We start from the raw sequence: 23,398 nt of genomic DNA, 5'->3' as shown, positions 1-23,398 counted from the left end.
TTCTTAAGAAAGTTAAAAAGTTCAAAATATTTAAAAATATTTTGAACTTTTTCTTTTTTTGGTTATCTAGAGTGTGCTTGGTGCATATTATCGCTTTTTTCACGTTGTTGATTACCAACAAATGTCACAATTGATCCCGCAATAATTACGAGAATCCCGACAATTGTTGTTGGCGCGATTTTCTCGCCAATGAGTAATGCTGCCAAAATAGGTGCTAACCCAGGTTTAATAAAAAACACTAACGAGGCGGTTGAAACATTGGAACGTTCCATTGCCAAAAAGTAAAAGGCAAAGCCCCCACCAGTTACGCAAACGCCAATGAAAAACAAGATCCAAAAATAATGCATGTTCACATTCGTTAAAATTGGAATTGCACTAAATTGTTTGAGCCAGCCAATATGGGCGAACGACTGACGAACAGGAGGAATGTGGGTGATTAAAATAACTACAAATAGTTCCACTGACCCCACTAGAAACGTAAAACAGGTCATCACAATTCCGTTGAATCCTCGTTTAATTGATCCATATCGTGAAATAATACTGTACAACCCAAATGTCAAAGCTGACAAAATTCCTAATGTTAATCCCAGTGGGTTTGTCAGATGAGTTGGATTAACAATAATTAAAAGACCAATCAAGGAAATTGTGACTGCAATCAAGTTGGCTCGTCCTAATCTTTCGTGCAAAATCACGTATGAAAAGATTAATGCAAACACGGGATTGGAACTAAACACCACCGCGATTGTTGAGGCTTGATCGTACATAATTGCTAACTGGTACAGTGTCATACTGATGAGTAAACACATAAATCCGGTCAATGCAAAGATCTTTAAATCTGACCACCGCATGACAATGCCTTGTAATCGTAAAGCATATATTGCAAAAGGCAATAGGACTAACCCACCAATTGAAAATCTTAACCAGTTAATCTGAACTGGATTAAATGCACCTCCTGTCGACTTCAACACAATTTCCATCAAGCTAAACATCAACGTCGAAAATGCAATATATAATCCTGTTTTTTTCACGATTGACCCCTTTCTAAGTCACAAAGAACCTGTTAAACCATAGCTTTAATGATCACCATTAAAATTGGCACGACAATAATACTCATTAGTGTCGTTTCAGTAACCATAATTGCCGCATAATCGGCATCTGCATCATATAACTTAGAAACTACTGGTGCATTCGTCATTACCGGCATTGCTGCTTGTAAAATAAAAACTTGTTTCATTAACATTGGCATTGAACTTGGAATCACTAATAACGCCATTAACGCAGGTGCAAAAATAAACCGTCCCAGTAAAATACCGATGGAATCGTTGGTCAGTCTCATCCTTGAGATTCCAGCATTTGAAACTGCGATACCAATGAAAAACATTGATAATGGAATCGTTAAGCCACCAATGTAAGTCAAATCGCTAACTAAAAATGGTGGCAACTTAACGTGTAAAACAACTAACACGATTCCCAGCATAAACCCTAATAATGGTGGCGAGAAAATCTTTTTCAATGTTTCTAATACATTGATTTTGGCCTTGCCCATCCCATCTCTTTGAATCAGCCATACACCTAATGTCCAGAAAAAAGTCGTGTTTGCCATATAGTAAACTAACACATATGGCAATGATTTATCTCCAAACAATGCTAAATTGATTGGTAGACCAACAAAGACTGTATTGGAATTAAAAAACATAGATGAAAACAGTCCAGCATGTTCTTGTTTAATGCGCATGACCCGCATCACAGCAAACGAAAATGCAAACAAAATCAGCATTGAAACCACTGGATAACGTAAATCTGGAAGAAGCGTCTTTAGCTGGTCGGCGGTAAAGTCTTTCATGATTGTCGTGACCATGTAGGCTGGCAACGCAATCTGTGTAACTAACCGTGACACTAACTTGGCTGATTTATCATCAAACCAACCTCGTTCAGTCAATATGTATCCCACTGCAACCATCACTAAAATGACTAGGACTCCAGATATACTAGATAGAAATACTGCCATAGTAAGAGCCCCCAATATATGTAATAACGTGATTATAGCACAATTATTTTGCCATTATGAACCTAATAAAGATGTGGTACCGGTTACAATGCTGACACCAACAGACGGAAACAATTCAAAAATTTTTTCAATTAAAAAGGCGTTCACACAATGTTAATCATTGTATGAGCGCCTTTAGTTATGCGGCGAAGAGGACTTGAACCTCCACGGTCATAATTGACCACAAGATCCTTAATCTTGCGCGTCTGCCAGTTCCGCCACCGCCGCATCAACGAATAATATCATAGCAAAAAATCACGTGTTAGACAAGGTGATTTCAGATTTATTCGTGATTTTTTCAATCTTCTATCAATAATTTAAATCGACCACCACACTTAGCGCAGCGATAACGACGGACATTAAAATGCCGCCGTCGTGTAACAACTGCCCCACAATGCTGACACTGATATACAATACATGCCACTTTTTTCACTTTTGTTTGCATTGTTGGTGCATAACGTGCCCCACCCACTTGTTTGAGCAATGTTTTAAATGCTGAACTACGATGCTGATAATCTTTTCCCATCATGTGCAAATGATAATGGCAAAGTTCATGTAGCACAACTCGTTTTAAATTTTGTTCATCAAATTCTGTCAACATTTTAGGATTAATATCGATATGATGATCTTGCAAATGATAGCGTCCACCCGTAGTTCGCAACCGTTTATTAAAAAATACGCGATGACTAAATGGGCGACCAAATGATTCTAGCGACCACTCTTCAACTAAGTGTTGCAATTGCATATCAGTCATTTGGCACCTTCTTAGTTTTGTGGATCAATCATTGTTAACTGAATACGATGACGGTCAACATCGACTGAATCAACCCAGACGGTCACAATATCACCAACTGAAACAACTTTTCGTGGATTATCAATAAATTTGGCACTCATTTTTGAAACATGCACCAAGCCGTCTTGTTTAACACCGACATCTACAAAAGCGCCAAATTCAACCACATTGCGTACCGTTCCTTGTAATTCCATCCCCGGCTTCAAATCTTCCATCGTCAGGACGTCTTTACGCAGTAATGGTGCCGGCATGGCATCACGCAAGTCACGTCCAGGAACTTTCAGGCCATCAATGATATCGTCAAGTGTTTCTTCACCAATCCGATCATTAGCAGTCAAAACAGCTTGATGATCAACATGATTTAATTCTTGTACTGTTGCAGGTTGGCCAATCTGGGTTTCATCTACACCTGCAAGTTGCAATACCTTTTCGGCTACACCATAGCTTTCTGGATGAATATCCGTATTATCTAAAGGATTACTACCGTCGATAATGCGCAGAAAACCGACCGCTTGTTCAAAAGCTTTAGGTCCCAAACGGGGCACTTTTTTTAGTTGTTTTCGATTATCATAGCGACCATTTTCATCACGGTACTTCACAATATTTTTAGCCGTTGTTTTACTTAAACCAGAAATATGCTCCAAAAGTTGATAACTGGCAGTATTTAAGTTCACTCCGACCCGGTTAACCGCACGTTCAATCACAGCATCAAGTTGTGTATTCAAATCTTTCTTCGGTAAATCATGTTGATATTGACCAACTCCCACTGCTTCTGGATCAATTTTAACAAGCTCCGCCAGTGGATCTTGCAGACGGCGCCCAATACTAATCGCACTACGTTGTTCAACATGTAAATCGGGAAATTCGTCACGAGCCTCTTGGCTAGCCGAATAAACAGAAGCACCCGCTTCATTTACGATGACATAATAAACCGGTCGTTGAATCTTTTTCAATGTTTCTGCCACGAATTGTTCTGATTCACGACTAGCTGTACCATTTCCAATCGCAATCATTTCTACTTGATATTTTTCAATCAAATCAATTAACTGTTGTTGTGCCTGTTGTCGCTTGGCTTCCGGTGCCGGTTTATGCGGATAAATAACTGCTTTTTCTAAAAATTTACCATTCTCATCTAGGATGGCTAGCTTGCAGCCTGTTCGATACGCTGGATCAAAGCCTAAAACGACTTTTCCTTTAAGTGGCGCCTGCATCAGCAGATGATACAAATTCTCACCAAATACTTTAATGGCTTGTTCCTGTGCTTTATCCGTTAAATCGTGCCGCAATTCACGCTCAATGGCAGGTGCAATAAAACGTTTGTAGGCATCTTCATAGGCCGCCTCAATAAATGCGGTCGCTTCACTATCTGCATGTTGCCCAATTAATCTAAAATGCAAATAATTCTCAATTGACGTGGTGTCAAGCGCCACTTTAACACCTAAAACTTTTTCTTTTTCTCCACGATTAATCGCTAAAATTTGATAAGAACTAAGCTTGTTGACCGGTTGTTCAAACTCATAATATTGTTTATAAACACCCATTTCATCAAGTTGCTCACCTTTACTTTTGACCGCACTCACCAATGTCGCGTGTTGAATCGTAAAATTACGAATCCAACTGCGCAAGTTGGCCGCTTCACCAATTGTTTCAGCAATAATTTCATGCGCGCCTTCTAATGCTTGTTCGCTTGTGTCAATCGTTTTATCCGGGTTAACAAACTGTTGCGCTTTGCTTGCTAATGCCTGAGTTGGAAAATTCATAATCCAATTTGCTAATGGTCCTAAGCCATTTTGTTTGGCAATCATTGCCTTGGTTTGTTTCTTTTGCTTATAAGGCAAATACAAATCTTCCACATCTTGCAGTTTTTGTGCTTGTCTAATTTGTTTTTCTAACTGTGGTGTGAGCTTTTCTTGTTCACTAATTGCTTTAACTACCGCTTCTTTACGTTCTTGTAATGCAGAAGCTTTTTGGTATTCATCATGAATCGCCAGAATTTGTACTTCATCCAAGCTCCCCGTCATTTCTTTTCGATACCGTGAAATAAACGGAATGGTATTGCCTTCTTGTAACAAATTCAAGACAACTTGCACATGGTGTGAACTGATGTCTTTAAATTTTTGATCTACTAAACTAACGATTTCTGAATCCATATGACGATAACCGCTCCTTTTAATTTGCCAAACAAAAAGGTTGCGACAAAAGAATTGTCCAACCCTTTTTCAACTATATTTAAGTTTACCATTAATCTTCGTTATTTGTGGTACCAAAGTTTGCGTTGCACGAATTTAACGATTTCCACAATCAAGACCATTAAAATGCCGGCAGCCACGACGATTGCCCATTGACTAAGCTCTAAATGCGTTACATGGAAAATTTGGTTAAAGCCTGGTAACCAGATTGTGATGGCCAGCAATAAAAACGCCGCCAAGATGGCCCAATTGAAATATTTATTTTTCCAAAACCCAATTGTAAAAATGGATTCATGAATCGATTTAGAGTTAAACGCATGGAATAATTGAATCAATCCAAGCGTTGCAAATGCCATCGTTAACGCATCGGCATGAACTTGTTGACTAGTAGTATGCAACGGCATTAACAGGGCGAACCCGTAGACTCCTAATGTCAACGTACCTTCCAGCAAACCTTGATAAATAATACTGGACATGACACCACCAGATAGGAAATTAGAACTGCGGCCACGCGGCTTACGCTCCATAATATTTTTTTCTGTCGGTTCTACCCCAAGGGCAATCGCTGGAAAGGTATCAGTCACTAAATTGATCCATAAAATTTGAACCGGTGCCAAAATTTGCCAACCCATCAAAGTCATCATAAATAATGTTAAGACTTCACCTAGGTTAGCTGACAGCAAGTACTGAATGGCTTTTTGAATATTAGCAAAGACTTTTCGACCTTCTTCAACAGCCACCACAATCGTGGCAAAGTTGTCATCAGCTAAGACCATATCACTGGCATCCTTAGATACTTCAGTTCCAGTGATCCCCATGCCCACACCGATATCTGCTGTCTTAAGAGCTGGTGCATCATTGACCCCATCACCTGTCATTGCCACAACCTTACCTTGTTTTTGCCAAGCCTTCACAATACGAACCTTATGTTCAGGTGCCACTCGTGCGTAAACCCGGTACTTTTTCACATTTCGTAAAAAGGTCACATCATCTTGCGCATCCAATTGCGCTCCCGTAATCACGGCGTCCTTTTCCTGACCTGGTTGAATAATACCTAGTCGCTGTGCGATTGCAGCAGCCGTGTCTTTATGATCACCCGTAATCATAATTGTGCGGATCCCAGCCTGTTTTGCCTTTCTTACTGAAGCAGCTGCCTCTGGCCGTTGTGGATCAATCATCCCCACTAGTCCAACAAAAATCAAATTTTGTTCAACCGTATTTAAGGTTTCTTCATCTGGCACACTAACCAGCGGTTGATAAGCAAAAGCTAACACCCTGAGTGCCTGTGTTGCAAGATCGTGATTCTGCGCCAAAACTTGTTGTTTTAACTCATCTGTAAATGGTTGAATTTGACCATTGATTGCAATTCGATTCGAATGGGCAATCACGATATCTGGCGCCCCTTTAGTAGCTGCAAAAAATTGATCTTGAGATTGATTAATCGACGTCATCAATTTACGATCTGAATCAAATGGAATTTCTGCTTGACGCGGGTAGTTCGACAAAACTTGTTGCTCGTCAATATGCTGACGGCGCGCAAAATCGATTAACGCTGTTTCGGTTGGATCACCTTGCAGTCCGTCTTCGGTATATTTTGTGTCATTTGCCAGAATCATTATTCTGGTGAGTAATTCTTGGTCTGGTTTGATCTCGTCTTGGGCATCGGCAAGTTGATCATTTTGATACAGCTTTTCCACTGTCATTTTATTTTGCGTCAGCGTACCCGTTTTATCGGAAGCAATAATATCCGTACTACCGAGCGTTTCAACGGCCGGCAGTTTTCTGATTAAAGCATGGCGTTTCGCCATCTTTTGCGTTCCTAACGCTAAGGTAATTGTCACAATTGCCGGCAACCCTTCTGGAATTGCGGCCACTGCTAGTGAAATTGCAGTTAGTAGCATATCAATCAGAGATTCCTCACCCCGAATCATCCCGATGACAAAGACGACCATTGCGATCACTAAAATCAAAATTGTTAGTACTTTACCTAGTTGTTGCAGATTAGCTTGTAGTGGTGTCTGCGTTTCTTTAGTTTTATTAAGCATCCCCGCGATGTGGCCCATTTCGGTCTGCATACCAGTGGCAGTCACTATTCCACTCGCACGCCCGTAAGTCACATTCGTATTCATATACGCCATATTGGTCCGATCACCCAAACTGAGATGATCGTCAGTCAGTGTATTAAATTGTTTATCAACTGCCACTGATTCACCAGTTAAAGCAGCCTCTTCAATTTTTAGCGAAGCGCCCTCAATCAACCGTAAATCAGCTGGCACAATATCGCCGGCCTCCAGTAATACTATATCACCAACCACTAATTGTGAGCTCTTAACAGTTTCGATTTGACCATTGCGTTTCACATGGGCATCAGGTGCCGACATTGCTTGCAATGCATTAATCGCACTTTGCGCTTTGGTTTCTTGAAAGACACCAAAAACTGCATTTAAGATGACGACCAATAGAATAATGATCGCATCGACCACTTCCCCTGAAAAGGCGGCAACCAGTGCGGCAACCAGCAGCACAATAATCATCAAATCTTTAAACTGGTCAATGAATTTTTCAACTAAGGTTGTTTGGCGCTTTTTTTCTAGTTCATTGAGACCAAATTGATATTGTTTTTCTTCAACCTGTGGTTTGGTTAAGCCATTGCTAGAAGAGCCAACATCTTGCATCAATTGTTCAATTGATTCATTATAAACTTCCTTTTTCATGGTTTTCCTCCGATTCGCAAACCACGCAGAGACCAAAAAAGAGACCCATGCATGCCGCGCAAAAAAGTTTGTGTGCATACATAAGTCTCACTAATTATGACAGTCCCGGAAAGATTTTCTTGCTGACGAAACTGCCGCAGAAACTAATCTGCAAGTTACTCCCTTATGAATTAAGTTAATTATACCTGATATAACTGGAAAAAGAAACGATTAGCCTTTCCACCACTGGTCAAACACAGTAATTGGTAAGTGACGTTTGTGCTGTGTTCTTAAGTACCATTTTTCAATAATTTCAGCAGCATGATCATCAATTGTCTGACCTTCAAGGTAATTATCAATATCGTCATACTTAACTCCGAGTGCCACTTCATCTGGCAATGCAGGACGTTCATCTTCTAAATCAGCAGTCGGTATCTTGTCATACAAATGTTTTGGTGCGTCTAAATAGGCTAACAACTGTTTTCCTTGCCGTTTATCAAGACGCCAAAGCGGTGTCACGTCGGCGCCACCATCACCAAACTTGGTATAAAAACCGGTAATTGCTTCTGCTGCATGATCTGTCCCAACAACTGCACCTTTAGTTTGACCAGCTACGGCATACTGAGCAATCATTCGCTGGCGTGCTTTAATATTACCCTTGTTAAAATCACTAATAGTAAGGTCATTTTGTTCGACCGCTTGTTCCATGGCATCCGCAGCTGGTTTAATATCAACACGCATGACATGGTCAGCTTGCATAAATTCAATTGCATCCATGGCGTCTGATTCATCGGCCTGATTACCATAAGGTAGGCGGACTGCATAAAATTGGTAACCATCGTTACCTGTTTTTTGGCGGAGATCTAAAACTGCCAATTGCGCCAGTTTGCCGGCTAATGTTGAGTCCTGACCACCAGAAATACCTAAAACAAGTGATGTTAAGCCAGTTGTTTGCAGATAGTCTTGCAGGAAAGTCACGCTGCGTTGCACTTCTGTTTGAGCGTCAATTTGTGGTTGCACCTTTAACGTTTGAATAATTGTTTGTTGTAACTGTCTCACGATTTACGCCACCTAAAATTTTAATTGATCAACATAGTCTTTAACTTCTTTAATAATCTTCATTTTTTGATCATAGCACTGTTGTGATAAATCCACTGGATAAATTTGCGGATTTAAATCACGCTTGTATTCATCCCACAGCATGTTTAAATGTTGTCTCGACGTTGTTTTAATTGTATCTAAATCAGGTTGATCATAAATTAACTGACCATCCGCAAATATTGGTTGTAAAATAGGTCGGGCATCGAAATGTTGAACGGTTTTGTTGATATACGTGTAGTCAGGATTAAACATAAATAAAGTATCTTCAGTTTGTGGATCTTCATCCCATAATGATACGTAATCGCCTTCGGTTTTGCCATCAGCTAGATCACGAATGCGCCAAACTTGTTTTTTACCAGGAGTTGACACTTTGGAAGCATTGCTTGAAATCTTAATGGTATCAACCATTTTACCATTTTCATCTTCAAATGAAACAAGTTTATAAACTGCACCCAATGCCGGCTGATCAAAGGCTGTAATTAATTTGGTGCCAATGCCCCAGACGTCAATTTTAGCGCCTTGCATCTTTAAGTTCATAATTGTTTTTTCGTCGAGATCGTTAGATGCGTAAATTTTAGCATCCGGAAATCCTGCTTCATCAAGCATTTCCCGAACACGTTTTGAAATATAGGCCATATCGCCACTATCAATGCGTACGCCTTGGAAATTAATTTTATCACCCATCTCTTTAGCAACGCGAATGGCATTCGGTACTCCACTACGTAGCGTATCAAACGTGTCTACCAAAAAGACACAATCACGGTGAGTGGTGGCGTAAGCCATAAACGCATCATAATCGTTCATGTAAGTTTGCACGAGTGCGTGGGCATGTGTTCCAGAAATCGGAATCCCAAACAGTTTGCCAGCCCGCACATTGCTGGTTGCGTCAAAACCACCAATATAGGCAGCACGTGTACCCCAGATGGCAGCGTCCATTTCCTGTGCTCTGCGTGATCCAAACTCTAGAACAGGATCACTACCGACAACTGACTTAATTCTAGCAGCCTTTGTTGCAATTAAAGTTTGATAATTAATAATATTGAGTAATGCTGTTTCTAATAATTGACCAACAATTAAGGGAGCATCAACTTGCAAGATAGGTTCATTATTGAAAACCAAATCTCCTTCAACCACACTATTAATTGCACCGCAAAATCTAAAATTCCGTAAATATTCCAAAAAATCATCATCAAATTGTTTAGTTGATTTTAAATATTCAATATCGGTGTCTGTAAATTTTAGATGTTGAATATAACGAATCACACGTTCTAATCCGGCAAAAATAGCATAACCATTTTTAAAAGGCATTTTACGAAAATAGAGCTCAAAAACGGCACGTCGATTGGCCATTCCTTTTTTCCAATAGGTCTGCATCATACTTAACTCGTAGGCATCAGTGTGTAAAGCGGTGCTATCATCTGGATATAAGTAACTCATCTTGGCTACTCCCTTTATAAGAATTTTATTGACAATTTCAGACCAATTTTAGCATTAATACATCTTTATTTCACCATTGTGATACGGTATACAAGCGCTTTCATACCATTAAAAAAAGACCACCCAAGCGATTTGTTAATTTCAAATCTTGCTGATCTTTTTGTCATCTATTTTTCTAACACAAATTCAAATCGATCACCGACGTACTGTGTGTGGACGTATTCGAATGGACGACCATCTTGTAAAAACGACAATTGTCGAAGTCTTAATAGGGCATCACCACGTTTAATCCCTAAATACTCAGCCGTTTTTTCAGAAGCAGACATCGCAGAAACAGTTTGTAAAGCTCGTCCTGGATATAAATTCGCTTTTTTCTCCAAAGTTCCGTAAAACGAAGTTGTAACTTCCTGTTTACTGAAATTTTTAATTAATTCTGCTGGAATCGTTGCAATCTCATAACAAATCGGTATCCCACTACCATATCGAATTCGTTCCATTCGAAGTACCTTCTGTTCACCGGTGAGTTTCAATTGATCAGCTTCACTTTGAGATGGTGTTGTGATGTGATATGAAATTGTCTTGCTAGAAGGTTCCTTACCAGCCGCAATCATTAAATCTGTAAAACTGGTCACGCCTGACATTTTTTCTTGAACTTTTCTATTCGCAACAAAAGTTCCTGAACCAACATGTCGCTCTAAAATTCCTTCGTCAACCAATGTTTGAATGGCCTGTCTCAAAGTCATACGACTAACTTCAAATTGCGTTGCAAGTTCTCGTTCTGCCGGGATTTTGGCGCCAATTTTCCATTTGCCTTCTTCAATTTCTTTTCGAATTTCATTATGGATTTGGATATAGACTGGTGAAGCCATATTTTACCCTCCTTTAATCATACTATGCGTTATCATACCGCCGACCTAAACTATAGGTTCGCTTCAAATTTAATTGATTATCAAAGACATTCAAATCAGCATCTTTCGCCACTTCAAGTGTGCCTTTTTGTGTCAAGCCGAATTCCTTAGCTTGATTAACAGATGACATTTTGACGGCATCTTGAATATCACATCCCGTAAAGGCCATGATATTTTTAAATGCATCGATAAATGTTAATACAGAGCCAGCTAAATTTCCGGATTCTAGGCGCGCTTGTTTATCTTTCACAATCACTTTTTGACCGCCAAGCTCACTTTGACCCTCAGGCATTCCTTTGGCGCGCATTGAATCCGTAACAAGTTCAATTTTATCAACACCCTTTTGGTCAAGTGCCAGCTTAATCATATCCGGTACAATATGAAAGCCATCACAAATGAGTTCGCAGTACATATCGTCTTCTAACATCGCGTGACCAGTGACACCGGGCTCGCGATGCTTAAATTCGCGCTGCGCATTATACAAATGTGTCACGTGAGTTGCCTTACTGCTCAGCAATTGTTCTCTGGTCGCATTACTATGTCCCACTGAAGGGACGATACCGTTTGCTAAGCAATAATCTTCAAACGCACGGGCGCCATCATCTTCGGGTGCATAAGTAATCAACTTCACGCGATTTCCTGATAGCTGATTCCATTGATCCAACAAATCAACATTCGGATCTTTGATGTATTTTTCTGGTTGGGCCCCTTTATAAATTGCCGCAATAAATGGCCCTTCTAAATGAACGCCTTGAATGACTGGATTTTCTTTAGCAGCTTCATTGATTCCTTGCATTGCATGCGCAATATTATCATTAGACTGTGTCATAGTTGTAGGGAAAACACTGGTAATTCCTTCATGGATCATATCATTGACCATTTCATTAATTTGTTGTGGATCACCGTCCATCGTATCAAAACTGTAACCACCATGTGTATGGACATCGATAAATCCGGGAACAATTTTGGTACCATTCACAAACTCAATCCGATCATCAGGCAAGGCAACGTAATCACTCACTGATCCCATGGCTTCGATTTTTTCGTCAAATCGAATATACCCATCTTTAATGACCGTATCACCTGTATATATTTCAGCATGTTTTAAAACGACACTCACAACTAGCACACTCCTCATGTTTAATCATCTATTACTCTAATTATAAATGGTGTAGACCAAAACACAAGCCTAGTTTTCACCACGATCTTTTTTGACTGTCGCATCAATGCCTTTTACTACTGCTGTCATTAAACCGTGTTCTTCCATCGCTAGTAATCCAGCTATCGTACTACCACCTGGTGATGAAACTTGATCTACTAATTCAAATGGTGTTTTGTCAGAGGCTAGTACCATTTTAGCCGATCCCTGAGTTGCTTGAGCAGCAATTCTCGTGGCCTGATCTTTGCTTAATCCATATTTAACACCCGCGCGACTCAACGCGTCAATGAAGAAATCGACATACGCTGGTGAACTACCTGCCAACGCACTGAAAATGCCAAAATCTTTTTGATCTAACCAATCAACTGCACCAATTTTTTCAAAAATGGCTGCGGCCTGTTTTTGCTTGTCTCCAGTAAGCTGTTCATTCGCTGCTAGTGCAGTCATGCCTGCATTAATTTCAACATTGATATTTGGCAAGGCCCGTAAAATTGGTAAATTATATCCAGCCAATTCTTCTAGTCTTGATAAATTCAAACCACCAACAATTGAAATTAGTGTTTTGGTTTGTGGTTCTAAATGATCAGCCACTTCACCAAGTACTTCTTTAACTTTATCTGGTGTCACGGCTAAAATAATGAAATCTGATTGATCAACCAATTGTTGATTGGACGCCATTGCTGTTAATTGATATTGTTTGGCAAAATTTTCATAATTTTGTGCGTGTGCACTGTGCACTAAAATATTTTCGGCTGCTACCCTGTCGGTATTTAATAGTCCTTTGATAATGGCTTTGGCCATTGCACCAACACCGATAAATCCAATTTTCATCATTGATCATTCCTTCGCAGTTTAATATCTCTTATTTTACCATGCATTCGCTGCTTGTGTGTATTTTGATGATATAAAACTATGACAAATGAATTCAGCACAAAAACATTTCTATTATGTTTGCCCTTTTGTCACAAAAACATTGCAGAAAGTACAATACCAGATAATTTAAAATTTAAAAATTCGAATTATATTAACTAAAAACGCACTCTTCAAAATTTAGAAAAGTACGTTCAGCAACTTCACCACGGGTATCTATTTAATTATGTGGTTAAATTAAATATTAATTTAAAAAAAACGATTCCATGGACAGCCTAGTTATTCGCAAATAGTATAAACTGTAAAAAAAAAAAAGAATCGCTACAATTCTTTGATAACAAAGAGATTAGCGATTCCGCAAAGCATATAAAACCTCAAAATTGGGCTAGCTGGGATCGAACCAGCGCATGACGGGATCAAAACCCGTTGCCTTACCGCTTGGCTATAGCCCAAAAATAAAAAATGGAGGGGAGTGGATTCGAACCACCGAACCCGAAGGAGTGGATTTACAGTCCACCGCGTTTAGCCAGACTTCGCTACCCCTCCGAAATAATCAACTATTATATGATACCGAATCTGTTGAGAAAGTGCAAGAGGATTTTTGAATTTTCTCTCAATTTAACGTGATTATTTGCAAGCGACTTTTCCACTGTTCAATAAAGGTTTGTTTTTGCCACTCATTTACGTGTTGACGATGATAGCCCACTGCTTGATCATAGTACCAACTTTCATTAATTAACTGCGGCTCTGGGTGAATGTGTAGGTGACCAAACAAGACCTTTTGTACGTGATACCGATCAATGAGCTCCTGCATTTTCCGACTACCCAGCATGGCATTAGCCATATTCCACATTCTTTCATCCGGTTTGTCGATAATATAGTTCTGCGTCGGCACAAAATGTGTCATCAACATCATCTTTTTTTGTGCTTGCTGTGCTTGTTGAAATTGCGATTCTACTTGATGCAAAACAATGGCCATTCGCTGTTGATCATCCATTGGCTGTTTAATCATTCTATCCACCCAAAAAGCGTGTTTCCAAGTTTCTATTTGTGCAATGGTCGTTTGGCTCATATCGGCGAAGGAATAATCATACCAACCGTTATTGCCAATAATTCGCCATTGTGTACCAGGCACATCAACATAACGGTTATTCAAATAGTGTTGATCACTTAAATGTTCTAATTCATCATATGAAATACCTTTCAACATATCATGATTACCAGCAATATAATAAACCTTGGTTTTAGGCGACAATTGGGCCGCTAATTTTTCGACATAGTTAAATGTTTGCTGAAAATCATTAAATAGGTCACCAGCAATTAGGTAATAATCAATCTCTTTTTCGGCCAAAATGACAGCTTGTCTTTTTAATAGGTCATCACTGTTTAGTTTGTTAATGTCAAAGTGATTATCACTTGTCATTGCCACTTTTACCATTACTCTGCCTCCGCGTGCTTTCTTCGTTTAAAAGATACCATAAAAAAACAGGTGGTCACAACTGTGACTACCTGTTGATGTAAAACTATTTTTTAATCGACACCATCCATTAAACGGTGAATTGGTTTTACTAAGAATACTAATAAAATACCAAATGCGACACTCACTAATCCAACAATCAAGAAGTAAGCAACTTCAGTGTTAGCTGAATAGAGTTTAACGATTTGAGCGTTGACAGCTTGACCAGCAGCATCAGCTAGGAACCACATACTCATCATTTGTGATTGGAAAGCTTTTGGTGCTAGCTTGGTTGTAACTGAGAGGCCAATTGGTGAAATCAACATTTCGGCAATTTCAACGATAAACCATGAGCCGATTAACCACCATGGGCTGACACGACCACTGGTTGTGCCATTAATAATTCCTGGTAATGCCATAAAGACGTATGATAAACCAGCAAATACAAGTCCAGCAGCAAACTTACCTGGAGCACTTGGTTGGTTTGTCCACTTACTCCATAACATAACAAACACAGGAGTTAAAATCATAATGAATAGTGGATTTAATGTTTGGAAATTAGCAGCAGCAAAGTGCCATCCGCCAATGTGCAAGATTGTACGATTGGCAGCAAATAATGCTAACACTACCGATCCAGATTCTTCAATTGCCCAAAAAATTGCAGCGGCAATGAACAAAGGTACATATGCCCATACACGCGAACGTTCCACTTTAGTAATCTTTCGACTACTGAGCATCATGATGAAATAAATAATTGGCAATGCAATGGCAATAATTGTGATCATCCAAATAACGTTATCAATATTCATATTTCCAGTGAATGTAAGAAGTGCCAAAATAACAGCAACAACCACAACACCCACAATTGTCCACGTAATAATTGGTCGTACATTTTCACGATCAATTGGATCTTGTGGATATAGAGAATCTTTAGAAAGATACTTTTTACCATCAAAGTAGTACTGAATTAAACCGAAGAACATTCCGATAGCAGCAAGTGAGAAACCAGCATGGAAATTCATTTCACTACCAAAGGCATGGAATCCAAAACCATTAGCTGCCCAAGGAACGACGATTGGTGAAACAGCGGCACCTAAGTTAATTCCGAAAACGAACATACTGAATCCAGCATCACGACGCTTATCTGTTTCTGAATACAAGCCCCCAACCATTTCGGAAACGTTTGGTTTTAAGAGTCCAGTACCAATAACAATCAAGGCAATTGAAACAAACAGTGCGGGAGCACCAAATGGAAGTGACAAGGCAATATGACCAAACATGATGGCAACCCCACCAATGAAAACTGTTCGTCTACTTCCCCAAACACGGTCACTAAGCCAGCCACCTACAACACCAGACAAATAAACTAAAGAACCATAAATTGACATAATTGATGCAGCAGTAGCTTGATCGAAGCCTAAGCCACCTTTGCTGACAGCATAATACATGTAGAAAAGTAGAATGGCACGCATACCATAGTAACTAAACCGTTCCCACATTTCAGTGAAGAACAACGTTGAAAGCCCTCTAGGTTGGCCTAAAAAGGCTGTATCTTTATCCTTATTCAAAACATTTCCTCCAAATCTTTATTTCAAACAAACCCAATAATTGCTTAAAATATTAAAACATCCTAATGATTAAGAAAGTATGAGTTATATTATACTCCCGTATAATAACCATCGTCAACGAATCGCCAAACTAACCTGTATAATTTTCATTATTTTCTCATCTTTATCCAATATTTTTAATTAATTTTTAATAATGAAACAATGTTCAATCTCATTTATCTAGCATGCAAAAATACCTATGATAATATTTGTTCCAATTTTATAAATTCTCAAAAAAACATCTAATTTAGTAAAACTCACTAAATTAGATGTTTTTTTACAACTTGTCATGTACTACTTGCACACTTAACTTATTTCTTTGTCAAGATAATCATTTTTAAATACACTATCATTCTTGTCTCTGTCAACGTCAACAGAAGTTGTCACAACTTCGATAGAAAATTTAACTCATTTTGGAAACTGCTTCCTAGCATACCCCTTAACCCAGCCTTTTTTATCAACATATTCTTTCGTTCTCTAAAAATTATTAATTCCTTCCACAACATCCGCCAATGTAATTGTATTCAAGGATTTTGCATCACTTTCCAAACTTCCATCTGTCACAATTCGAACATCCCGAGATTGATTAATAAACTGTCATAAATTTCTTACCCAACGTCCGTTGCCATCGACAACACCACTTTGTTTAGAACTTTGGATATACTCAGTCAATTTTTGCTTTGCTTCATCAGTCATGACTTGTTTTAACTGTGTAGCTTGCAACTGTGCAATTTCACAAAGTTCTTGGGCACTATAATCGGGAAATTCAATTATGTTCACGAAGCGACTCGGTAATCCAGAATTAGCTTGAAGTAATTGCTGCATTTCTTGAGAATACCCAGCCATGATGACAATCAAATCGGAACGAAAATCATCCATGTCTTTCACAAGTGTAGTAATTGCTTCTCTTTTATAACTATCACTACCGCCATCATTACTCGGATCAAGTTCATATGCTTCATCAATAAAAAGAATACCGCCCTTGGCTTCCATTATTAATTCATGAGTTTTAATTGACGTTTGACCCATATAACCAGCAATCATATCCTTTGCGGTCGCTTCTTTAATATCAGGCTTTGAAATAATTTTGTTATCGTATAAAATTTTAGCCAAAAGACGTGCAACCTCAGTTTTTCCTGTGCCAGCAGCACCACTAAAAATTAAGTGGAGACTGTTAGCCGAAACTGGTTGTCCCAGCTCTTTTCGTTTTTCATTGACCAAATTTGTGGCAATGTATGCATTCACTTTCTTTTTTACATCTGAAAGTCCAACCATTTCATTAAGTTTTTCCTGCGCAGTTTTAATTTTGGGTTTCGGCTTGTAATCTTTGACATAGGTAAAATGAGAATCCACATAATCTACCACTGCATCTTCACTTTTAAAATATATTTTATTCACGTCGGAATAGTTTTTGAAGTGAACATTCCCGCTCCAAACTTGACTAACCCATTTGACCGGATATTGCCAACGGCCCGAGATTGTTACTTCACAATTTGGTGCTTTAATATAGAAAAGTTTGACTCGTTCTTTCAAAAAGACTTGAGATTCTTCATTCAAATTATCAAATGAATCAATGTTCTCGATCTGAACGTTCCCTACAATCATTAATCCAGTTTCCACATCCATCAACTGACTAACCTTCAAAAACGGCTGTACATTCATCTGATATAAGCTGACTTTAAGATCATATTTAGTCGAAGTTGTAATCCAAATCCTCATTCCTATTAATTTTTTAACAAATCCGTACCCATACACATCGCAGCGAATTAATTCTAATTCGTTAATATTGATTTTTGACATTTCATACTTATCGCCTGATTTAACACCAATTCTGGTATTTTTGTAATTCGGTTTTCCAAGCCTCAAACTCGTTCCTTCAAGATATCTTGTATTTAAATTTGCAGTGTCAATATTCACATTGTCGCACATAATTCGATTAATCGTGTCTATCATGAAAATAGATGGTAGAATTATTTCATCCGAAATGTGTTCAAAAGTACAGTTTTTAAGAAATAGTTCTAAATCTGGTTTCCGTAATACAATTCCATTTGCATCGTTTCCAACCATAAAGTGACAATCATTAATTTCACAATGATTATGTAAATTTAATCCCCCTCCGCGAGTAAAAATTTTGTGACCATTTCCAATGATCGTGATTGCAGCATGTATTACTACCTTTTTATTGATATCAGAAATAAGCTCCACAGTGTCTCCGTCAATCAACTTATCACTTATTTCAGACAAAGCATCTTCTTTAGGTTCACTCCCAAAAATTACGTCCAATTTTCCAGGTTCGATTTTCTCTCTGTCCGTTCTTATTCTTTTTTTGACCCCAACCGAGTGCATCGGCAATCATCCAACCGGTGGCAAATGATCCGAATTCATCCAATGCCATTAACTCTACCCCCATTTTATTTTTATAAATACAAAAACGTAAAATAATTTTCAATATTCAAAAAGCTTTTTTACTATTTAAAAATCGTTTTTTGATATTACAAACAAAATCTGTCTATAAAATAGTATTTCATCATCTTTAGTATCAAGGACACTCTCTTTTAACTTAATATTGATTCCATCCAGGCATACCGATAATTAGCAATGTTGAAAATACCGCAAAAATACAGAAGAGTCCCCATCCCAGAAAATGTCCAATAGTTGTTACTATCTTTTTTTCTTGAATACCTCGATTAATGATTTCCCAAGCGAGCACTAAGAATAACACTCCAACAACTGTTAAAGAAATGTTCTCCCAAGTATTTTGGTTGGTTAAAAATGGTGACGGAGTTTCGTTTGACAACATGAATAGCACCACAAATAATCCGGTATACACCCAAGACGTCAGGTAAGCTAGCCGTCTTCCCTGTTCTCTAATATTAAATAATCTTTTTTTATAAAGAAGATACTTCAGTGTCAATGGATTATAGACTGCAACAGGTAAAAACAACATTACGAGTGCTGCAATTGCAATGGCTCCTCCAGAAGCTCCAGAACTAGCCCCCGGATTATAATATGAATCTAGCTGGACGCCACAATTCGGACAAATAGTACTCCCCGTTGGTATGATTGAACCACAATTTCCACAAGTCAAAATTACCACCTCATTTAATTAATTTTTAAATACTGTTTACAAATAAATAACGTATGATTCTTACCTCATACGCTATTTGTGCTATTAAATTTATCTTAGAATCTGCGACGACGGCTTAAAACTCCGAATCCTAACATACCCATTAAAAGAGCCATTGTTGTACCCATCACGGCTAGCATCGATTCATTTTCATTACCGGTTTTCGGTAACAATTTTTCTTTATTACTAGTTGAATTATTTGATAATAATTGTGTTTTTGCTACGTTTTTTTCCTTTTCTCCCCAGTCATTTACATAATTTGTAATAACTGATCTTTTTGCTTTATTTACGGAGCCAATCGTTTGTTGCTTAATGTTATCATCAAGTTGTTGTTGGACATCAGCTTGATGTTGCAACTTAGCCAACTGAGCTTGAGCAGCACTCAATGCGGCATTAGCGGTATCTAAAACAACTTGCGTTGTCTTAGCATTGGAATTGGCTTCGTCAGCAATCGCTTGCGCATCCAATACTGCTTGTTGTGCACCAGCTAACGTCTTCTGTGCGTTTGCCAGAGCATCATTAGCCGTCTTTACATTAGCCGCAGCATTATTCATGTCGGCCAATATCTGTGCTAATGCATCGACTTTAGCTTGAGCAGCCGTAATCGCAGCATCATCAGCCGTTACTTTACCTTGGGCATCAGTCAACGTTTTTTGAGCAGCTTTTAAGGCACTAGCCTTTTCATAGGCTGTTACTTGCAAATCAGACAATTTACTCTTGGCGTCACTCAAAACACTTTGAGCGTCGGTCAAAGCTTGCGTTTTTTCGCTATCACCCTTGTTGCTATTAGCTAATGTCGTCTGAGCGACCGCTAAAGCTTGTTTAGCACTTATCAAGGCATTGGCTGTGTCAGTCACAGCTTGATCAGCTTTAGTAACAGCGGTTTTGGCGTCATTGACCTTAGTTTGTGCAGCCGTAACAGCATTATTAGCAGCTGTTAATGCATTGCTAGTCTTAGTGGCATTATTTTGAGCATCAGTCAAAGCACTCGCCTTCTTTGCAGCAGTCGCTTTCTGAATGGCTAATGTCTTATTCAAAGCATCTTTTTGGCTGTTATCATTAGCGGTTACAATTGGCGTAGTGTCAAACTCATTGGCTGGATCAACCAAATCACCATTTTCAGCATGTAAAATCAAACTTTCAGGAATGATTTCCAAATGTAATTGACCAATATTATCAACACCAAAGCCAAAGTATTCAGTTTGGCCTGAATATGCGGCACCCGTTAAGGACGTCATATGACCTGGAACGGCTCCATCATCAAACACCATACCGATAACACAATTATAAATTTCAGCTTTCAAATCATTTAAGGTATACTGCTGAGGGCCAAATGCATTGACACTCCAATTAGTTGGATCTGGAAAAATACCAGTGTATCCCGTTTCAGCATTTTCATAATACTGACCACCATATTTTAAGCCAATGGCTTTAGCAGCATTGCTAACAGCATTGACATCATGTGGTGATCCCGTGGCTACATCAACATTTTCGCTAATGACCCAACCGTCATTTTCATAATTCTTAACAACTTCATTTGCATACGCTTCAGAATCTTTGGTGAGCACCAATGGTGTGACGCCTAATTGATTCCGAATCTGATTAATTAAATCTAATGCGTATTCATTCAGTTCTTGCATCATGGCAGGTGTAATGTCTTTAGTTCCATTGATATTAATCGCTTCGGCTGCGGGATCATCAACATACTTATTGGCATCAACACCGGTCAACAATAATGCTTGTTGCGCATCAGTAGCCGCACCATTGCCCTTGGCATAAATATCATTGACAAATTGACCCGTGATCCCACTTGGTACCGTAATCGTCTGATGAACCCCTTCGCTTGGTGTGTTTAACGCATTCAATTGGGCTTGGGTGCCATCAACAGCCTTGGTGGCGGCAGTATTGGCATTCGTTGCATCAGTTAAAGCACCTTGAGCTTGATCATTGGCTGTCTTAGCAGCCCCTTGATCAGCCGTAGCATTGGTCAATGTTTTTTGGGCATTATCTAAGGCCGTTTTAGCAGCCCCTTGATCAGTAACAGCTTGTTTGGCATTTGTTTGTGCCGTATCAACAGCAGCACTAGCATTGTTAACGGCGGTTTGCGCTTTAGCAACATCAGTGGCATTAACAGCCTTTTGGGCTTGGTCAACAGCCGTTTGCGCAGTAGCAATATTACCTTGTTGCGCCGTTACTGCTTGATTTGCATCTCTAGCAGCGGTTCTGGCTTGATCAACATTAGCTTGTGCACTCGTAACGGCAGGTTGATCCGCGGCTTTTTGCGTGGTAGCAGCCGTTACATCTTGTTTGGCACTGGTGACTTGCGCTTGGGTATCACTAATCTTAATTGGTGTGGCATTAGCACTGACAGCCGCAGCTGAGTCTGCATTCGATTGCGCTTGATCAACGGCATTACCAGCAACCGTAGCATCTGATTGAGCTTTAGTTACATCCGTATTAGCGGATGTAGCCGCTGATTGAGCTTGATCATTAGTCGCACTGGCTTGATTAACGACCTTTTGATCAGTAGCAACATTTTGTTTAGCTTGATCAAGCGCTTGTGAGGCGGCAGCGGATGAATCTGGAGCTGTAGAAGTAGCTTGTGTGCCATCAGTCGTATCGGCATGAACTTGGTTAGTCGCCATGGCGCCAACGACACCAGTTACAGCAACAGTGGCAGCTAAAGTAGCACCATTTTTAATCATTGTCTTTTTGTTCCCTGAATTCATATATACTCCTCCAATAGTCCCATTTAAACATGTAAGAATAAACATATTGTACACAATATTAATATAATTGTATACATGTTCCGATAATATTTCAGTTATGCAGTAATCTGTTGCGGAATCCACAAAACCAGTACCATAATAGGATAACAGCGATTGGGGCGAAATATATGTTGCATAAATTTGGAAAATTAATTCGCAGTCAACGTAAAACTCTAAATATGACTATTGAGCAATTAGCTGAAAAATCACAATCTTCAGTTAGTTTAATTTCTTTGATTGAACGAGGTCGCCTAGATAATATAAAGATCAATAAGCTTGAAGATATTGCATCTGCACTTAATTTAACATTGTCCGATTTTTTTACTGACTCAAAACTACAGATTCCTTCCGTTCTTGAATTAATGAACTTTCTAAAAAAACTTCCAGAAAGTCGACGAGATGAAACCGCACGAGCACTTCTGAAAGTTTTAAAATTATAGATGATTTTTTTCAACAATACTCCTAGCAATTTCTTCAATTGTTAGTTTTTTTTATGTGCAATTATTTCTTTAACTAAATCGATAATGATATGATTTTCAGTAACATAGTCATATAAACCAAATTTCAAAAGATCAATTCTATAGTCAGAAACAACATACATATAAAATTTTAAATTTTGTAACTTTTGTAAATTTATGATCAAATCTTTGTTGTCATTCAAGATATACTGACCCCTCATAATTACATTTTTTGACCTTTTTGACACACAAAATATCGCTCATAAATGCTATAGCGTTAGTCTTTGTGGCAATTCTTCCGTTCGAGCTCTGACACACACTTTTTGTGTGTGTCAAAAGATAGCTATACATAAAAAATAAAAGCCCATGATCTAGCGACTAAACCGCTATTTCATAGACTTTTAATCCGTTCTATACTCGCTGAAATGCCGACTGCAGGATTCGAACCTGTGACCCCCGGATTACGACACCGATGCTCTACCAACTGAGCTAAGTCGGCAACATTAAAACGTAGTTAATTAGTATAAAACAAAAGATGTCAACCTAGTCTACTAAGTTAACATCAATCCCTTTATAACTCCGGCAGGCGGGCTCGAACCGTCGACACTCTGATTAACAGTCAGACGCTCTACCAACTGAGCTATGCCGGAATAATATCGCATGGCAACGTCCTACCCTCGCAGGGAGCGATCCCCCAACTACTCTCGGCGCTCAGAAGCTTAACTTCTGTGTTCGGCATGGGAACAGGTGTATCCTTCTGGCCATCGCCGCCACACTCATATGCA

The 23,398-nt window shown here is 39.0% G+C and carries 17 protein-coding genes, 5 tRNA genes and 1 rRNA gene; 1 reads left to right on the top strand and 22 read right to left on the bottom strand.

Annotated elements, in window-relative coordinates:
• Window positions 1-62: 62 nt before the first annotated feature.
• The 19 genes from ACYVQZ_RS07340 to ACYVQZ_RS07250 all read right to left on the bottom strand — a co-directional run bounded on the left by ACYVQZ_RS07340 (window position 63) and on the right by ACYVQZ_RS07250 (window position 22,116).
• Window positions 63-1,028: a DMT family transporter gene (locus ACYVQZ_RS07340; RefSeq protein ID WP_461240753.1), complete on the bottom strand. Its 966-nt coding sequence runs from the start codon at window positions 1,026-1,028 to the stop codon at window positions 63-65.
• Between the two features lie 32 nt (window positions 1,029-1,060).
• Window positions 1,061-2,008 carry an AEC family transporter gene (locus ACYVQZ_RS07335; RefSeq protein WP_461240752.1) on the bottom strand — a complete coding sequence of 316 codons (948 nt, stop codon included), beginning with the start codon at window positions 2,006-2,008 and terminating at the stop codon, window positions 1,061-1,063.
• 181 nt (window positions 2,009-2,189) lie between these two features.
• Window positions 2,190-2,275: transfer RNA gene (locus ACYVQZ_RS07330), tRNA-Leu, on the bottom strand.
• 70 nt (window positions 2,276-2,345) lie between these two features.
• Complete coding sequence (locus tag ACYVQZ_RS07325) at window positions 2,346-2,801, bottom strand: SprT family protein (RefSeq protein ID WP_461240751.1); 456 nt, start codon at window positions 2,799-2,801, stop codon at window positions 2,346-2,348.
• An 11-nt stretch (window positions 2,802-2,812) separates the two neighbouring features.
• The gene (locus ACYVQZ_RS07320) at window positions 2,813-4,990 is read right to left on the bottom strand and encodes a Tex family protein (RefSeq protein WP_461240750.1); all 2,178 of its coding nucleotides are present in this window, start codon (window positions 4,988-4,990) and stop codon (window positions 2,813-2,815) included.
• A gap of 101 nt (window positions 4,991-5,091) precedes the next feature.
• Window positions 5,092-7,779 carry a calcium-translocating P-type ATPase, PMCA-type gene (locus tag ACYVQZ_RS07315; RefSeq protein ID WP_461240801.1) on the bottom strand — a complete coding sequence of 896 codons (2,688 nt, stop codon included), beginning with the start codon at window positions 7,777-7,779 and terminating at the stop codon, window positions 5,092-5,094.
• A gap of 174 nt (window positions 7,780-7,953) precedes the next feature.
• The gene (gene nadE / locus ACYVQZ_RS07310) at window positions 7,954-8,781 is read right to left on the bottom strand and encodes an NAD(+) synthase (protein WP_461240749.1); all 828 of its coding nucleotides are present in this window, start codon (window positions 8,779-8,781) and stop codon (window positions 7,954-7,956) included.
• Window positions 8,782-8,793: 12 nt separating this feature from the next.
• Window positions 8,794-10,260, bottom strand: a complete 1,467-nt coding sequence (locus ACYVQZ_RS07305) for a nicotinate phosphoribosyltransferase (protein ID WP_461240748.1) — start codon at window positions 10,258-10,260, stop codon at window positions 8,794-8,796.
• A gap of 167 nt (window positions 10,261-10,427) precedes the next feature.
• A complete protein-coding gene (locus ACYVQZ_RS07300; protein ID WP_461240747.1) occupies window positions 10,428-11,129 on the bottom strand; it encodes a GntR family transcriptional regulator in 702 nt (233 codons plus the stop codon).
• A gap of 22 nt (window positions 11,130-11,151) precedes the next feature.
• The gene (gene nagA / locus ACYVQZ_RS07295; RefSeq protein ID WP_461240746.1) at window positions 11,152-12,288 is read right to left on the bottom strand and encodes an N-acetylglucosamine-6-phosphate deacetylase; all 1,137 of its coding nucleotides are present in this window, start codon (window positions 12,286-12,288) and stop codon (window positions 11,152-11,154) included.
• A 69-nt stretch (window positions 12,289-12,357) separates the two neighbouring features.
• Window positions 12,358-13,158 (bottom strand): pyrroline-5-carboxylate reductase, encoded by an 801-nt coding sequence (gene proC, locus ACYVQZ_RS07290; protein ID WP_461240800.1) that lies wholly within the window; start codon window positions 13,156-13,158, stop codon window positions 12,358-12,360.
• A gap of 419 nt (window positions 13,159-13,577) precedes the next feature.
• A tRNA-Gln gene (locus tag ACYVQZ_RS07285) sits at window positions 13,578-13,649 on the bottom strand.
• A gap of 11 nt (window positions 13,650-13,660) precedes the next feature.
• A tRNA-Tyr gene (locus ACYVQZ_RS07280) sits at window positions 13,661-13,743 on the bottom strand.
• 67 nt (window positions 13,744-13,810) lie between these two features.
• On the bottom strand, window positions 13,811-14,635 hold the full coding sequence (locus ACYVQZ_RS07275; RefSeq protein WP_461240745.1) for a metallophosphoesterase: 825 nt from the start codon (window positions 14,633-14,635) through the stop codon (window positions 13,811-13,813).
• A gap of 92 nt (window positions 14,636-14,727) precedes the next feature.
• Window positions 14,728-16,221, bottom strand: a complete 1,494-nt coding sequence (locus tag ACYVQZ_RS07270) for a peptide MFS transporter (RefSeq protein WP_461240744.1) — start codon at window positions 16,219-16,221, stop codon at window positions 14,728-14,730.
• Window positions 16,222-16,857: 636 nt separating this feature from the next.
• Window positions 16,858-18,543, bottom strand: a complete 1,686-nt coding sequence (locus ACYVQZ_RS07265; protein ID WP_461240743.1) for an AAA family ATPase — start codon at window positions 18,541-18,543, stop codon at window positions 16,858-16,860.
• Window positions 18,521-18,655, bottom strand: coding sequence for a hypothetical protein (locus tag ACYVQZ_RS07260; protein ID WP_461240742.1), 135 nt, complete (start codon window positions 18,653-18,655; stop codon window positions 18,521-18,523). Before ACYVQZ_RS07260 ends, ACYVQZ_RS07265 begins: the two co-directional genes overlap by 23 nt.
• A gap of 165 nt (window positions 18,656-18,820) precedes the next feature.
• Window positions 18,821-19,348, bottom strand: coding sequence for a hypothetical protein (locus ACYVQZ_RS07255; protein ID WP_461240741.1), 528 nt, complete (start codon window positions 19,346-19,348; stop codon window positions 18,821-18,823).
• A gap of 95 nt (window positions 19,349-19,443) precedes the next feature.
• A complete protein-coding gene (locus tag ACYVQZ_RS07250; protein WP_461240740.1) occupies window positions 19,444-22,116 on the bottom strand; it encodes an SEC10/PgrA surface exclusion domain-containing protein in 2,673 nt (890 codons plus the stop codon).
• A gap of 167 nt (window positions 22,117-22,283) precedes the next feature.
• On the opposite strand from ACYVQZ_RS07250, the gene ACYVQZ_RS07245 reads away from it, so the two are divergent.
• Window positions 22,284-22,595 carry a helix-turn-helix domain-containing protein gene (locus tag ACYVQZ_RS07245; RefSeq protein ID WP_461240739.1) on the top strand — a complete coding sequence of 104 codons (312 nt, stop codon included), beginning with the start codon at window positions 22,284-22,286 and terminating at the stop codon, window positions 22,593-22,595.
• Window positions 22,596-23,039: 444 nt separating this feature from the next.
• Here the strand turns inward: ACYVQZ_RS07245 and ACYVQZ_RS07240 are convergent.
• The 3 genes from ACYVQZ_RS07240 to rrf form a co-directional block, all read right to left on the bottom strand.
• Window positions 23,040-23,112: transfer RNA gene (locus tag ACYVQZ_RS07240), tRNA-Thr, on the bottom strand.
• A gap of 78 nt (window positions 23,113-23,190) precedes the next feature.
• Window positions 23,191-23,263 (bottom strand) — tRNA-Asn (locus tag ACYVQZ_RS07235).
• 8 nt (window positions 23,264-23,271) lie between these two features.
• Window positions 23,272-23,388 (bottom strand): 5S ribosomal RNA (rrf, locus tag ACYVQZ_RS07230).
• Window positions 23,389-23,398 lie beyond the last annotated feature (10 nt).

The organism is Paucilactobacillus salsurae (genome assembly GCF_054784995.1).
The sequence above is the reverse complement of the archived record's forward strand: the minus strand, read 5'-3'. Positions and strand labels throughout refer to the sequence as shown.